Origin of the sequence: Bacillus cereus group sp. BceL291, from assembly GCF_051776705.1 — a bacterium.
Lineage (GTDB): Bacteria > Bacillota > Bacilli > Bacillales > Bacillaceae_G > Bacillus_A > Bacillus_A cereus.
Genome location: NZ_JBPWAP010000096.1, coordinates 1 through 14196 on the forward strand (window position 1 = coordinate 1; position 14196 = coordinate 14196).

Consider the following 14196-nt stretch of genomic DNA (forward strand, 5'->3'; position numbering starts at 1 on the left):
TGTACATAAGAACAAATTATCGATGGCAAGCCGTATGCGGTGAAAATCGCACGTACGGTTTAGAGTGGGGGAAAAGATGGAGATTATTTCAAAGTCTTACCTATCACTATCGGATTTGATTGCTGATTTGCTTCCAGAGAGATTTAATAATGAGGAGATTTCTGAAATAGGAACAACGGTTCTTGCGATTCCTGGTGTAAATGCTTGGCGAATTACTATGCCTGTATTAAAGGATATGGGTGTAGAAAATGTCTATTTAGCGTTTGATGCCGATTTAGTAGAGAATCAAAAAGTAAGGAAAGCTCTTATAGACTTTGCGACAGAGTTAAAGCGATTGGGCTATAACGTAATCATAGCTGCATGGAACCCAACGCAAGGTAAGGGGCTGGATGATACAATGCAAGCGGGATTTAAACCTGTATTTCAGAGATTGTGAAAGTTATAAAGTAGGTTGATATTTTCATAAATAGGTAGATTGAAAAAGATAGAGTTTTTAATTCTATCTTTTTCTTATATCCAATTAACTAAAAGAAGGGTAGAAGAGAATATGAATACATCTATGAAAAAAAAACTAGTGAATTTACGAGTTGATTTTGCTTTCAAGCGCTTGTTTGGAGTAGAAGGAAATGAAGATATATTAATAGGGTTTCTGAATGCGGTACTACAATCATCTATTGATGAAGAAATTACATCTTTGCACTTAGATGATCCGCATCTTCCAAGAGAGCAGAAGGGTGATAAATTATCTATTTTAGATTTGCGAGCTACTCTGAATAATGGTATAAAATTAAATATAGAGATTCAAGTTCGAGACAAAAAAGATATGATAGAGCGCTCTTTGTTCTATTGGTCAGGCATGTATTATTCCCAAATGACTCAAGGGATGAAGTACACGGAATTAAGACCAACCATTTGTATTAATATAGTAGATTTCATACTATTTCCAGAAGAGCAAGAGTTTCATAATGTTAATACAGTGATGAACAAAAAATCTAAGCGTATCATTACAGAAAATATGCAGTTGCATTTTCTTGAAATTCCAAAAGTAATTCAAGAATGGCAAGGAGAACGAATGAATCCATGGGAAGACTCTTTAGCGCGTTGGTTATTATTATTTCCTGCGCATGAGGATGAGAGATTAACAACAATCCTGGAGGCGATAGCAATGGAAAAAGATCCAGTTTTGAAAAAGGCAATAGAGGATTGGGAGCGTTTAAGTAGCGATAAGGATTTTTTACGCTTATATGAGGCTAGAGAAAAAGCAATAAAAGATAGAATATCAGAAATAGAAACGGCAGAAGAAAAAGCTGCGAAAAAGGCCGCAGAAATAGCTACCAAAAAAGCCACAGAAGAGACTAGAATTGCAACTAAGATAGAGATGATTCACAATTTAATTAATGTCGGTATACCTATTGAGAAAGTAGCGGAAGCCACTGAATTAAGTGTGGAAGAGGTTAATGAAATTTTAAAAAATAAAGAGTAAATATAAATAATATTAAATAGGTAATTGTGATTACAAACAATTACCTATTTTTTTATTATTTTTGATTGATGCCCATTTTGTGATTACAACTATATTTTTTCTTGCTTTAGGATTCCCTCTAATTCATAACGAAATTCATTAGTCTTCTTAACATCCTTTAAGATTGCCTCAAGATCCTCTTTTTTAACAAATTCTCTAATGGAATGGTTAAATAACATTAATCTACCGTATCTTTGTTCAATCTCTTTAAACCACGTTTCATTTTTCAATAACTTAAAGTTTTTACGAATCATTTTTTCTTTTTTTGAAGGAATGGACATAAGGATTCCCCCAAATATATCGCCAATTAAGTCACCCATGAATAAGCCTCCTTTTTCTACATTGTACCATTCAGAAAAAACGATGTGGGATCAAAAATTCAATACGCTATAATGAAATTAAGAGAATATATACGAGGGAAGAGGAAATAAATATGAAGGTAACCAGGGATATGCTACATGAAATGATAGACAAGGTAAATGAAAGTGAAATACATAAAATATACGATGTGTTGCAATCTATTTTAAATAGTAATGAAATTATAATTACCCCTAGAGAGGCAGCGTTAAGAAAAGCGAAAAAAATAAAAGTTGTTTCGTTAGATGCATTAGATTCATTTTTTGAAGAGAAAGAATAATTATATACTTAATATGTAATTTTTATATATTTAAGGACGTTAAGAGGTATGTTATTATGCAAAATAAAAAAGAAGGTTATTATGTACATGTGTATACACTTAGAGACAAAAGTACAAAATCTATAAAAATAGAACCATCGTGCTCATTGAATGAAGAAATGAAAGTTTTAGGTCTTACGGACAGTGATATTTTTCAAATTCAAATGGTATGGTACGATCCTAACAAAGAGCATAAAAAGTAATAAAGGTGTAAATAAGGGGTTGTATTTTTAAAATCGTATTGCTATAATATAAACGTAATAAGATTTTACAATAAAATATAAAATTAATCAGTTCGCATATAAGAGAAGACCTCAATATGCGCCATGTCCTTAGGGGACGTGTGCGTGTATTGGGGTCTTTTTGCGTTTTGCGAGCAAAAACATCCGGAGGTGCAGGAATTATGTTGAATTGGTTGTCTGCAAAACTTATGACAACATCAGTAGGAGATTTCTTACTGGCAAAAAGTAGCTTTACGAAAGGTCTTGGTGGTAGTGGCAGTGGTGCCAATGCTGAAACTGTCCAAAAAAGCATGAACACATTAGTGAAAACTTTAATTGGTTTTGGGGGAATTTGGGTGGCAGCTTGCGTTGTATTCGCAGCTATTAAACTATCTGGTGCACAAGGAAAGAACCCTGAAAACCGTACACAAGCTATGATTGGTTTAGCTTGCGCGGCAATTGGAGGCTTTGTCATGATCAAAGCGTACGACATTGCTGCTTGGGTTACAACAATCTAATAAAAGAGTTTGTACAAGCTCTCCTCCATTTGGGGAGAGCTTCTCTTATACAAGGGAGGAAACAAAATGAGAAAAGTAACTGTTCCTGTTGATATGACTTCGGAACAAAAAACGCTGTTAGGTGTATTAAGTAAGCGCCAATTGATTTATTTATTAGGTGGCGGGGCGGCCCTTTATTTATATGTACCATTTTTATGGCAGTTGTTTGCACCTATTGATGCGGTAGTAGCGTTTTTTATTTGCCTAATTTTAGCACTACCAACGGTAGTAGGTGTAATAGCGTTTGGTTTTATTTATAAAGAAAAACAACACATGTATCTTGATAGATTTTTACTTATCAAAATGCGTAGCCGCTCCGAAAAAGGAAAGTGGAGAAAAGGGTACGAGCCAACTACATGGGCAAAGGAGAATTTATAAATGTTGGAAATGATATATTTTGCGGCGATAGCCATTGTAGGGTTTTTCTTTTATCGGAAAATGAATGGAAAACCGCTGTTTGGTTCTAAGAAAAAGGGGAAAAAGCAAGGTGGAGTAGAGAAACATACTGCTGAAAAATCTGGAAAGAAAAACAAAAAGAATACACCTGCTGAATCGGAAATTGATGAGGATAATGTTGATTTCTTTCGGGATTTTGTAGAAGACATTAAGGAAATTGATAATCACATGATTCGATATCATGATGACACATTTGTCCTAATTGCGGAAGCACATCCGGTTAACTATTACTTACTTTCCAATATGGAACAAGAAGCGATTGATATCAAAATTGAATCATGGTTAACCACATTAGAGTTTAATACGAAAGTATATATTCAAAGTAAGTTCGTAGATTTAACAGATCCTGTACGAAAAATGACAGAAACGATGAAAGGTGCGAAGGACCTTACACCAGAGACGGTTCTATATGGACAAGAAGTTATCGATAACTTAGAGTACTGGCAGCGTTCACAACCTCGATATGAACAAAAACGTTATTTAATTTATCCATATAAGGTTGATATTAGTACGATTACGGCTGATACAGAGGACGAATTAGAAGAAAAGATTGTAGATAAGGCATTTAACGAACTATATCGTCGTTATAATGCATCCCGAAATCTACTATCGAAAGCAAAAATTAATGTAGAAATGTTAACGAAAGATAAATTAATAGAACTTTTATACGTAGCATTTAACCGTCGGAAAGCCGTAAAAGCTCGTTTCCAGGATTTAATTGAAAACGAGAATTTCTCGCTCTATTCAACAGGGGAAACAAATGAAAGAAAACTAGAGTTAATGAAGAAAGTGCTAGCAGAAGAAAAAGCAGAAAAATCAAATAATGGGGTGGCGTAAATATGAAGTTATTCGGAAAAAAGAAAAAGGAAAAGAAAAAAGAAAAGAAAAAAGTAGAAGCCGAAGAGAAGGATGAATTGGAGCTAGAGGAGGAAGAGCTGGAAGAAGAAGTACCGACGCAATTAGACAATCAAACAACAGTGTTTGATGTTATTGCTCCAGAAGGTATGAAAATTGATGCAGAAGATTATGGAGTTATTAAACAATCTTTAGGAAGCAATACGTTCTTCCGTCCGTTTTATATTCCACGTGATGGGTACCCACGTATGATGCAAACCAATTGGCTCAACATGTTAACTTCGGCTGGAGAAGTGGATGTCATGATCGATATTCATAAAGAGCCAAAAGCTAAAGCAATGCGATCATTAGATATGCAGCTGACAATGTTACGTTCCAATCTTTCTTTCCAACGTACACGAGGAAACATTGACCAAGAAAAAGACTTAGATGCAAAAATTCAAGATACAAACAATTTAATGGATGAAATCCAGTTCAATGAAAACGACTCTTATATGGTGAGTACGATGGCTGTTGCGTATGCAGAATCAAAGAAAGAATTAGACGTTTTATGTGAATATCTTGAAGATGAAATGCAAGCATCTCACTTTAAGATAGCGAGTACTTGGAACCGTGTGAAAAGTGGTTTGAAAGCGGTTATGCCATTAGGTGCACCAAATACGCTGCAAGATACTTATCGAAATATCGATAGACGTGCTCTATGTACATTTGCACCCTTTGTATCAGGATCCGGAAGATTTAACGGTGGGATACCAATAGGAAAGAACAAAATTACTGGCCAAGTAGAATTTTTAAATTCATTCGGGAATGCAGATTATCGTCCACCAAACTATAACATTGGTGTGACAGGAATTTCAGGTTCCGGGAAAAGTTTACTTTTAAAAATGAAGCTAGCTCGTGAAACGTCACTTGCAGATACACATGCAATGATTATCGATCCAGAAGGTGGCGCGACACGTTCCTAAGTGAAAAGCTTGGGCATTGTCGAACTTACAGTTCTACAGTGAACTATCATTCCGAGAAGTCAAACGATAGGGTAACGCCTTGAAGGGCTTCCTTTAATCCTTCGACATGCAGTGAAGTTAGCAAGAACCTTACTGTATGAAGCTCGGTGAAGTCGGCTGAGAGTTACCGTAAGTCTTAGAGACACGAAAGCCGTCCAGAGGTGGACGGTGTAACCTATAAGCCGGAAGTCTATAAAACACTTATGGTTAGGATGCACGATAAACTATTAGCGAGTTTTTAGTAGTGCAGACGAATCTCTGATGGTACGGGCCTATATCGGGAGCATATCCAAAGGTATGCTGACACAATTAGTGTCGCTACTGTGGATGAGTAAAACTCTCCTTTATGAAAGTCCATATATTGTTATAGGCAATATCAAGGTAGCAGGCTCATAGGGGAAACCTAACAGTGTATGTACAGATAGGAATGATGGAACGTGGTAAGCTGCCGACACCGAGGGCTTGCATCCCTGTGAAGTGGTTCTAGGGAAAACACTAATGATATTAGTTAGATGTATAACCTAGATTTATGGCAGTGAAAGTGGTGGCACAGTACCTGTGAAGCGTGTAATGAACGCAGAGGGATAGCCACTAGTCGATTGAAGACTGACAGTTACTTACGGTTAACATGGTTTCGAGTAAGACTAAAGAGATGTAATTCTCCCGAAACTGAAAGGAGGTTACAGTCCATGTTAAAGAAAACCAAACTAAGACACAATGAATATTACAACATGCAAAGTAAGTATGATGAATTATATTCCGGTAGTCTTAACGGTAACAATTTTTACAAATTGATTAACATTATCGGTTCTGAAGAAAATATTCGATTAGCATATCGCAACATTAAAACCAATAAGGGGAGTAAAACTCCTGGAGTTGATAATTTAACTATTAAAGATATTTGGCATTTAAATGATACAAAGATTATTCATGAAGTCAGAAAACGTTTAGGTGATTACAAACCACAAGCTGTTAAAAGAGTTTTTATTCTTAAAGAGGGAAGTGACAAAAAGCGACCTCTGGGTATTCCTACAATTTGGGACAGGTTGGTACAACAATCTATTCTCCAAGTATTAGAACCTATTTGTGAAGCGAAATTCCATAACCATAGTTATGGTTTTAGACCAAACAGAAGTGCCCATCATGCTCTTAGTAGAGTGGTAAGCCTAATCAACATAGGGAACCAACATTACTGTGTTGACATTGATATTAAAGGTTTCTTTGATAACGTTGACCACGGAAAATTGCTAAAACAAATGTGGACACTGGGAATAAGAGATAAATCGCTTTTATGTGTTATTTCGAAAATCCTAAAATCTGAAATTGAAGGAGAGGGTATTCCTAGTAAAGGAACTCCGCAAGGAGGGATTATTTCTCCCTTACTTTCAAATATCGTTCTAAACGAACTGGACTGGTGGGTTAGTAGTCAATGGGAAACCTATAAACCTCATAGAATTTCTACTAAGCATTTAGGATTTCGGCAGTATGCCAGGAAATATACAAACTTAAAATGTGGTTACATCGTACGCTATGCTGATGACTTCAAAATAATGTGCCGAACTTATGAGGAAGCACAACGCTTTTATCATGCGACTGTTGACTTTCTTCAATCCCGTTTGGGATTGGAAATCAATCCAGATAAATCTAAAGTAGTTAATCTTAAGAAGAATGCATCGGATTTTCTTGGCTTTAAAATCAAAGTTGTACAACAAGGTAAAGCCAAATTCGGATATATTGCTAAAACCAGTATGTCTGACAAGGCTGTTACTAAAACGAAACGACTATTGAAAGAGAAAATCAAAGATATTCAAAAAGTACCTACTTCAGAAAGTGTTAACAAGTTTAACATAGCTCTTATTGGTGTACAGAATTATTATAAATACGCAGTCACAATTTATATGGATTTAACAGTGGTGAAGTATACTCTTTGGAAAACCATAAGAGTCAGACTTAGGTATAAAATGAAGCACATAAAATTTTGTAACACATCTGCTAATTTCAAAAAGAAAGCCAGAGGAATACAACCAAATTCTAAAATTTACGTTGTGCAAAGAACTCCGCTCTTACCAATTACAGGTGTGCATCATAAAAATCCGTGGAATTTCTCACAGGTTGTCTGTAATTATACAGAGAAAGGACGTAACAAAGTGCATAGTAATTTGAGAGCAATACCAAAAGATGTTCTTAATCAAGTTATGAACACCTACTCGAAGAGTAGAAGTATTGAGTACAACGATAATCGGATATCTAAATACGTTGCTCAATATGGAAAGTGTTATATAACCGGTGAAGAAATCGGTGTTGATCGTGTACATTGTCACCATATTATTCCCATTAACCAAGGTGGGAACGACAGGTACAACAACTTGGTTATTGTAGATTGGTTTATACACAAGCTAATACACATGACAAATCACACCAAGATTAAACGATACCTTCGGTCTTTCAATCTTAACGAGAAGCAAATGGATAAATTAAATGTGCTAAGAACCAAAGCTGGCAATGAACCGATAGTAATATAAATTAATTTATAGAGTCAGTTGGATACGATGGAACGCCGTATGCTAGGAAACTAGCACGTACGGTGTGAGGTGGGGGAAAAGGTGGAGATTACATCAAAGCTTTACCTATCATCATAATTCGTAAAAATTACAAAACGTTTAGGTGGTATTAATTTAAACATTTCACCAGAAAGTAATATCATTATTAACCCTTGTGCAATCGCTGTAACAGAACTGCAAATTACAGATAAAGATGAAGAACTAGAAGCGCTGGAACAATACGATAAGAAAGAACTCGTAGAGCGTGATGGCGTGAAGTATGTAAGATTTGTACCGATTCTAGAGAAAATCAATGAAATACTCGGATTCTTTGACATTATTATACGCGGACAAGATTTTGATCAACCAGGATTAAATGTATTCCAACGTACAATGCTAGAAGATGCAATCCGTGAAGTGTTTGATAAACATGGTATTACTTCACATCCTTCTTCTTTATATACAGATGAAGTGAAGAAGGTGGATGGACAATTAATTCAGTCTCAAGTAAGAAAGCCAGAGCCAGAGTTAAAAGAAATCTACGATGTCATAGTAGAAAATCATGGAGATGATGTGAAGGCAGAAGAGTTAATCGCCGCGATTCGTCCGTTCTTACGTGATGGTTCAAAACCATTATTTGATGGACAAAGTCATTTTGGTCGTGGTGTAGAAACACAGTTAAATGAATCACGCGTTGTTAATTTCAACATTAGCCATTTAGAGGAAGGATTTTTAAAACCAATCGCTTTCCACGTTATCTTGAACTATATTTGGGAGCATTGGATTAAGAGTCCAGAACATGCTATCAAACGAAAAGTACTGTATGTGGATGAGATGTGGCAGTTTATCGATTATGAACAAACGGTTAACTTCTTAGAAAAAGTAGCACGTCGTTCACGTAAAAGAAATGCCGGTATGTGTTGGGCAAGTCAGGACTTTGTTCGTATCTTAGAAAATGTAAAAGCTCGTGGTATCTTGCAATCTACTTTCTCTTATTTCTTCTTAGAACAAAATAAGATTGATAAGAAAAAAATTCAAGAGAACTTTAACTTAACTGCTGGGGAGCTTGATATTATTCTCAACAATCCAGGAAAAGGAGAAGGGATTTTCCGTGTAGGAGATAGTTCGGTTTGGATTCAAACAGATCCATCAGATAAAGAAATGATGTTTATTGAATCGAATGAAGCGGTACTTCAAGAGCTTCTAAACAATATGAAGAAAGTACAAGGGTACGCAGGATAGTAGCGTACCTTTGTAAAGGAAGGTGAAATTATGCTTGAGAAAATAATAGATTGGGTCGGTGGCCTTGTTATCCATATGGTAAAGGCCCTACTAGCGCCTATTTATGGATTTATGGATACTATTCCAGTTCTAGTCTTTGGTGGAGATAAATCTAATCTAGATTTTTTATATGCAAAGAATGCAGTTACGAATGTATTAGATACTGGTATGCCTGTCATGTTTAAATTTGTTGCTTTTTGTGTCCTCGTCAGTGTAGTGATTACAGCAGCAAAATATTCAGCAACGACTATGAATCCAAATAATCGCACGGCATTAATTGAATATGCAAAAGACTTAATGATTATCTCGATTTGCCTCTGGCATTTAGATTTCTTTTATAATTTTGTATTTGATCTAAATTCTTGGATTACATTGGAATTTAAAGAGGCGATAAATGGAGTAAATAACGGGAATTTCAACCCGGATCAACAAATACCTTTATTAAAGTCTGGACTGTCTGACAATAAGACGATTACAGAACTTTCAATGGAAGGCCATAAAAATGATTATATGTTTATCATATTCGGACTATTTATTGAAGCTGGATTAATGATATGGGCAAACTTTTATTATTTAATGCGTGCTGTGACACTATACGTATTAATGTTACTAGGCCCTGTAATGGTAGGAATGTGGTTGTTCCCGCAAAAGAAACAACAGACGTTATATTGGATTCGTGAGTTTATGGGAGCAGTATTAATTCAAGCGATTCACGCAATTACCCTATGGTTAGTCATTACACTTATTGGAGGTGCACAAAATCCTATCATAAAATTAGTATTGCTTGCCATGTTTATCCCAGTTGGTGAAATTGTGAAAAGTTTTATTGGCCTTAGCACCAATGCATCCGCTGGTATTCATAGAGCGGGTACGATGATGGGTATGGGTGCTTTAGCAAGTGTGGCTGGTTTGGTTAAAGGTGTTCGTGACGACTACCGTAGTGCAAAAGATAAAGGGAAAGAAAAGAAAGATGGAGAGAAAGATAATAAAGAAGATGCGGATAACCCGAAAAATGCATTAGGAGCAAATTTAGGGACAGATGTTGGTACAACATCTCGTGCAGCTCGTATGTTAAAAGCAGGTCAAATTGGAAGTTCAATTGGTAAAGCAGCGACAGGACTTGCAGGTATGGCAGCGGGAGCTGGTCTTGGACCGGGAGCGATGGTAGCAGGCTCGCAAGTTGGAAGTGCATTAGGTAGTGCTCCTGGTGCAGTGGCTGGTAGAAGTGTTGCTGCAGTCGGCGAAGGGGCTGTAGCCTTAGGAAAACATATTGGTTCGAGTATAAAGAAGGGTGCGGACACGTATTCAAATCTAAATGGCGAATCGTATCCGGAACTAACCGATGAAGATATCGCACAGGATTTAGCTACAAAAGATTTTGAAAATTGGAAAGCGGATAATCCTGATTCTGCAGTTGCGAGTCGCTTAAAACAAGCATTCCCTGGTGCGTCCGATGCAGAGATTGCTAAAAAAGTAGCGAAAACAAATGGTGATCAAATGTCTCGTTTCTCAAATCAGCGGAAACAAGATTTACAAAATATAAAGAAAACCGCTACACCATATGGAAATGCTAGAGATTTAGTTAACGCTGCAACGAATGCATTCCAAAAGGGGTATGAGGCAGACCATAAAGATACGTTTATGAGTCAGTTACCAGAAAATATGTCAGCGGAAGAGAAAGAGAAACATTGGAACGACCATTTGAACACAAAAGTACAAGGATTTAGAAACCACGCAGAACAGGCGGCAACAAAAGCAGGAGCCATGCCAGTTGATGCGAAGGACAAACAAGGAAACAATCTGTTTGATAAGTCCTATGTGAATAAAGATGCGTTTGCTTCTCGGCTTGCATTAGGAAAAGTCGGAAAAGCAGTCGAGGATGTAAAAGGAGAAACGTTAGAAAGTGGCCATCAAAATATGGGACAAGTCGGTGCTCTTGTCGGTGCTTCTACTGCTGCATTTAAGAAAGCATATAGTGCAGACCATAAGGCGGGATTCATGAAACAATTCCCTGCAGATATGCCGCAGCAAGAAAAAGAAGCCGCATGGAATAAACATTTAGGTCAAAAAGTACAAGGATTTCAAAATCATGCACAACAAGCGGCGGAATCAGCTGGTATTGTACAGCAAAAAGACGGTACAAACTATGCGAATAAAAAAGCTTTCGCTGCTCATTTATCACAACAGTTACAAAAAAATCCTGGCTTAAATGCGATGGGTGTATCTAGTGTGGCAGGCATTCAGAAGGCAGTCAACGGCGTGAAAACGCATGGTTTGACAAGTGGAACAGGAAGCCAGCAAGCAAAACAAGTAAGTAATGTTGGGAACCTGGTACAAGCTTCTACAGAATCCTTTAAACAGGGCTATGCAGCAGAACAACAGGCAAGCTTTATGAAAAAGTTGTCTCCAACTATGTCTCAACCACAAAAAGAGCAAGCTTGGCAGTCTCACCTGAATGAAAAAGGAAATGAATTTAAAGCAGTCGCACAACAAGCGGCAGTACAAGCGGGAGCGATGCCCGTACAGGCAAAAGATATGAGTGGTAAGAGTCTACATAATCAATCGTATATTAATAAAGATGCCTTTGCTTCGCAATTAACGAAAGGTTTACAAAGCCATGCAAGTCTTGGAACGGTGAGCCAACAAGTAGGTTCTGGAATTACTAGTGCGATTCAAGGTGTTCGTTCACATGGCGTTGCGACAGGTGGCGCAATCAATAAAGCTGTATATGCAGCGACACAAACGCAAGCGAGTATAGCACGTGCAGGAGATCTTTCCGTTGCGGAAATTGAACGCTCTTATGCAGATGCATCAACAAGTGTAGCGAATATTGCACAAAGTGCTGGTAAAATGTCTATCCCAACTTCCGCAGTGGGACGTATGACACAGCAAAGTACAAAACTTGGCATGAGTGTAATGGAAGGTGCGAAACACCTTATGCTTGCGGATCGCATTGATACGGTATCAAATGCATACTTTAGTGCCGCGAGTGCTGTTCAACAATCCGGAGGGAATGCAGTACAAAGAGTAATAAGTGGGACTACTGCTGCAGTTAATACATCATTAGGTGGGAATGCAGCAGAGCGTCACTATAATGTGACAAAAGGCTTAAGTTACGCCGCAGGTGTGATTGGTGGTGCGGGTGCTTATCAAGCAACTGCACGTATGGTAAGTAAACATAATCCGTATAACAGTGCAGTTCGTACAGAAGCAAAAGAGATTCAGGAAATTCAACAGATGGTACCGACAACAACAGATCATACAGGCGCGCAATCGGTTGTAAAAGGTGCCGTACGTCTTGTGACGACAAATAATAAATCTTGGATTGAAGCAAAAGACGCTAGTGGTATGACGCAAGTTGTATCTCGTTATGGTAGTGGAGATAGCAGTATACGATCTGGACAAGTCGTATATCAGGACTTAAATATTTCAGATGGACAATTAACGCAGTATCGTAATGGTGCGAAAGCATCTCCAGCCTATATACAAGATTCAAGTGGTGGCAAAATCAATATCAATCGCTCGATCAATGTAAATCCAAATCAATTAGTAGGAAATCAAAATCAAAGACCGTTGCAACAGAAACCGGTATTTAATGAACCACCACTTACGGTCAATCACAAGGTAGACAATGGTCACTTCTATATGTCTGATTTAGACCAAGGTGGTTATAAGAATGTACAAATGGTGGTAGAAAGAGATCGTAGTTACATGGTTGCGACAACAACAGACGGTACAGTGTCACGTATTTCGCCATTCGGAAAAGGAGATACGCGTTTACAAGCAAACCAAAGGATTGAAAGAGCTTGTGAAGTGAAAGACAGTAGTATTAAGCCAAAAGAAGAAATTTTAGTCACACATACACAGGACGAAGTTGTTCGTACAGAGACGCATCTGAATTTATCAAAACATGACCCGCAAAATCTGATTCCATTTGCGCCAAATCCTCGCTTAGCGCAGCGAAGAGGAAGAAATTCTCAAAATGGAAAATATGGTGTGATAAGTCTATGAGTCAAAATCCTAACGATCCAAATGAACAGAAAAAAAGTAATCTTTTAAAAGATGTAGCTTCCCACTTTATTAAGAAAAAAGGGATGCAAGCGCGCGGGAAGATGGCAAAATTGGCAGGAAAAGCAGGAAGGGCGGCAGCGAAAGCTGCTGCCAAAATGCTAAAAGCAGGTATATTAAAAATTGTGGGTGCTGTTATAGCAGCGGTTGGAGTACCTGCCGCTTTAATTATGGGAGTAATTATTGCTGTGTGTGTGATTTTAGTCTCTTTTGTACCTTTTACCGATGATGAAGGTAAGACAGAGGAACAAGTAAAAAAATATATGGAAGTTTCAATGGCATTGAATGTGGATTGGAAAGAGGTTGTCGCATTTGATATGGCGCGATACGATAATGATTTGACTGGTAAAGATCCGCACGATGCTATATCATATTTCTTGGATATCCAATATGAAGAATATACGGAAAAAGAGGTATGCGAGGCAGGACCGAATGGTCCTTGCGAAAAAAAGAAAAAGGAGATGCAAAAAACAAAATCTGAAAGTTACTCCGGACCAGATGTAAAAAAGATAGTAGGAGATACAGATTTTAAGAAAAAAATAGATGAGATTAATGCAAGTGGAAGCAAAAAAGTGACAACATCTTCTCATGGACTAGAGAAAGCGATGGAACTCGCAAAGTTTAGTAAAAGTCAAAAAGAACGTGCGCGTGAGATATTAGAAGCCGGGATGTTAGAAGGTATGTATGGACATCTAGCACCTTCTAGTAATTTTGTTGGTGGTATGTGTGTAGGTAATGTGAGTCCTGGCGGGGAGCCTGTCAATCTTAATGCAAAAGTTACAGGATATCTTCCAAAGATTAAAGAAATGGCAGAAAAACATGGTGTTGCTCAATATGTTGGTATTTTGGCTGCCCAAATGATGCAGGAATCAGGTGGAGCAGGAAATGACCCGATGCAGGCTTCAGGCGCGACACGTTTCTCTATAAGCGTTTAGACGTGAAGTGAGAGTGTTGCTGAAATTTATCTTAAGCAACAATAACTAATATATCGAGAGTTGGAATGAAAATCGTCATGT

General features: G+C 37.5%; 9 protein-coding genes and 4 pseudogenes. 12 read left to right on the forward strand and 1 reads right to left on the reverse strand.

What is annotated here, in order from left to right:
* Window positions 1-109 precede the first annotated feature (109 nt).
* A pseudogene (locus tag ACS2CR_RS30285) lies at window positions 110-436 on the forward strand (DUF3854 domain-containing protein); the annotation flags it as partial.
* A 111-nt stretch (window positions 437-547) separates the two neighbouring features.
* Window positions 548-1483 carry an Rpn family recombination-promoting nuclease/putative transposase gene (locus tag ACS2CR_RS30290; protein ID WP_001098031.1) on the forward strand — a complete coding sequence of 312 codons (936 nt, stop codon included), beginning with the start codon at window positions 548-550 and terminating at the stop codon, window positions 1481-1483.
* Between the two features lie 89 nt (window positions 1484-1572).
* Here ACS2CR_RS30290 and ACS2CR_RS30295 read toward each other — a convergent pair whose 3' ends face one another.
* Window positions 1573-1842 carry a hypothetical protein gene (locus ACS2CR_RS30295; protein ID WP_000502626.1) on the reverse strand — a complete coding sequence of 90 codons (270 nt, stop codon included), beginning with the start codon at window positions 1840-1842 and terminating at the stop codon, window positions 1573-1575.
* 113 nt (window positions 1843-1955) lie between these two features.
* Between ACS2CR_RS30295 and ACS2CR_RS30300 the strand changes: the two genes are divergently transcribed.
* The 10 genes and pseudogenes from ACS2CR_RS30300 to ACS2CR_RS30345 all read left to right on the forward strand — a co-directional run.
* Window positions 1956-2159 (forward strand): hypothetical protein, encoded by a 204-nt coding sequence (locus tag ACS2CR_RS30300; RefSeq protein WP_000869334.1) that lies wholly within the window; start codon window positions 1956-1958, stop codon window positions 2157-2159.
* A gap of 56 nt (window positions 2160-2215) precedes the next feature.
* The gene (locus ACS2CR_RS30305; protein ID WP_001180021.1) at window positions 2216-2401 is read left to right on the forward strand and encodes a hypothetical protein; all 186 of its coding nucleotides are present in this window, start codon (window positions 2216-2218) and stop codon (window positions 2399-2401) included.
* A 116-nt stretch (window positions 2402-2517) separates the two neighbouring features.
* A complete protein-coding gene (locus tag ACS2CR_RS30310; protein ID WP_001216652.1) occupies window positions 2518-2937 on the forward strand; it encodes a hypothetical protein in 420 nt (139 codons plus the stop codon).
* A gap of 66 nt (window positions 2938-3003) precedes the next feature.
* Complete coding sequence (locus ACS2CR_RS30315; protein ID WP_001233517.1) at window positions 3004-3354, forward strand: PrgI family protein; 351 nt, start codon at window positions 3004-3006, stop codon at window positions 3352-3354.
* Window positions 3355-4269, forward strand: coding sequence for a hypothetical protein (locus tag ACS2CR_RS30320; RefSeq protein WP_000892000.1), 915 nt, complete (start codon window positions 3355-3357; stop codon window positions 4267-4269). It abuts the gene before it with no gap.
* Window positions 4270-4367: 98 nt separating this feature from the next.
* Window positions 4368-5234: pseudogene (locus ACS2CR_RS30325) on the forward strand (hypothetical protein); the annotation flags it as partial.
* A 746-nt stretch (window positions 5235-5980) separates the two neighbouring features.
* Window positions 5981-7813, forward strand: coding sequence for a group II intron reverse transcriptase/maturase (gene ltrA / locus ACS2CR_RS30330; RefSeq protein ID WP_309567820.1), 1833 nt, complete (start codon window positions 5981-5983; stop codon window positions 7811-7813).
* Window positions 7814-7930: 117 nt separating this feature from the next.
* Window positions 7931-9073 (forward strand): annotated as a pseudogene (locus ACS2CR_RS30335) (VirB4 family type IV secretion system protein); the annotation flags it as partial.
* A 30-nt stretch (window positions 9074-9103) separates the two neighbouring features.
* Window positions 9104-13123: a type IV secretion system protein gene (locus ACS2CR_RS30340; protein WP_309567821.1), complete on the forward strand. Its 4020-nt coding sequence runs from the start codon at window positions 9104-9106 to the stop codon at window positions 13121-13123.
* Window positions 13120-14085, forward strand: a pseudogene (locus ACS2CR_RS30345) (lysozyme family protein); the annotation flags it as partial. The gene ACS2CR_RS30340 and the pseudogene ACS2CR_RS30345, both read left to right, overlap by 4 nt.
* Window positions 14086-14196 lie beyond the last annotated feature (111 nt).

Coding starts and splice junctions, on each gene's coding strand:
- ACS2CR_RS30290 (WP_001098031.1), top strand. CDS start 548: ATGAATACATCTATGAAAAAAAAACTAGTGAATTTACGAGTTGATTTT.
- ltrA (WP_309567820.1), top strand. CDS start 5,981: ATGTTAAAGAAAACCAAACTAAGACACAATGAATATTACAACATGCAA.
- ACS2CR_RS30315 (WP_001233517.1), top strand. CDS start 3,004: ATGAGAAAAGTAACTGTTCCTGTTGATATGACTTCGGAACAAAAAACG.
- ACS2CR_RS30310 (WP_001216652.1), top strand. CDS start 2,518: ATGCGCCATGTCCTTAGGGGACGTGTGCGTGTATTGGGGTCTTTTTGC.
- ACS2CR_RS30340 (WP_309567821.1), top strand. CDS start 9,104: ATGCTTGAGAAAATAATAGATTGGGTCGGTGGCCTTGTTATCCATATG.
- ACS2CR_RS30295 (WP_000502626.1), bottom strand. CDS start 1,842: ATGGGTGACTTAATTGGCGATATATTTGGGGGAATCCTTATGTCCATT.
- ACS2CR_RS30300 (WP_000869334.1), top strand. CDS start 1,956: ATGAAGGTAACCAGGGATATGCTACATGAAATGATAGACAAGGTAAAT.
- ACS2CR_RS30320 (WP_000892000.1), top strand. CDS start 3,355: ATGTTGGAAATGATATATTTTGCGGCGATAGCCATTGTAGGGTTTTTC.
- ACS2CR_RS30305 (WP_001180021.1), top strand. CDS start 2,216: ATGCAAAATAAAAAAGAAGGTTATTATGTACATGTGTATACACTTAGA.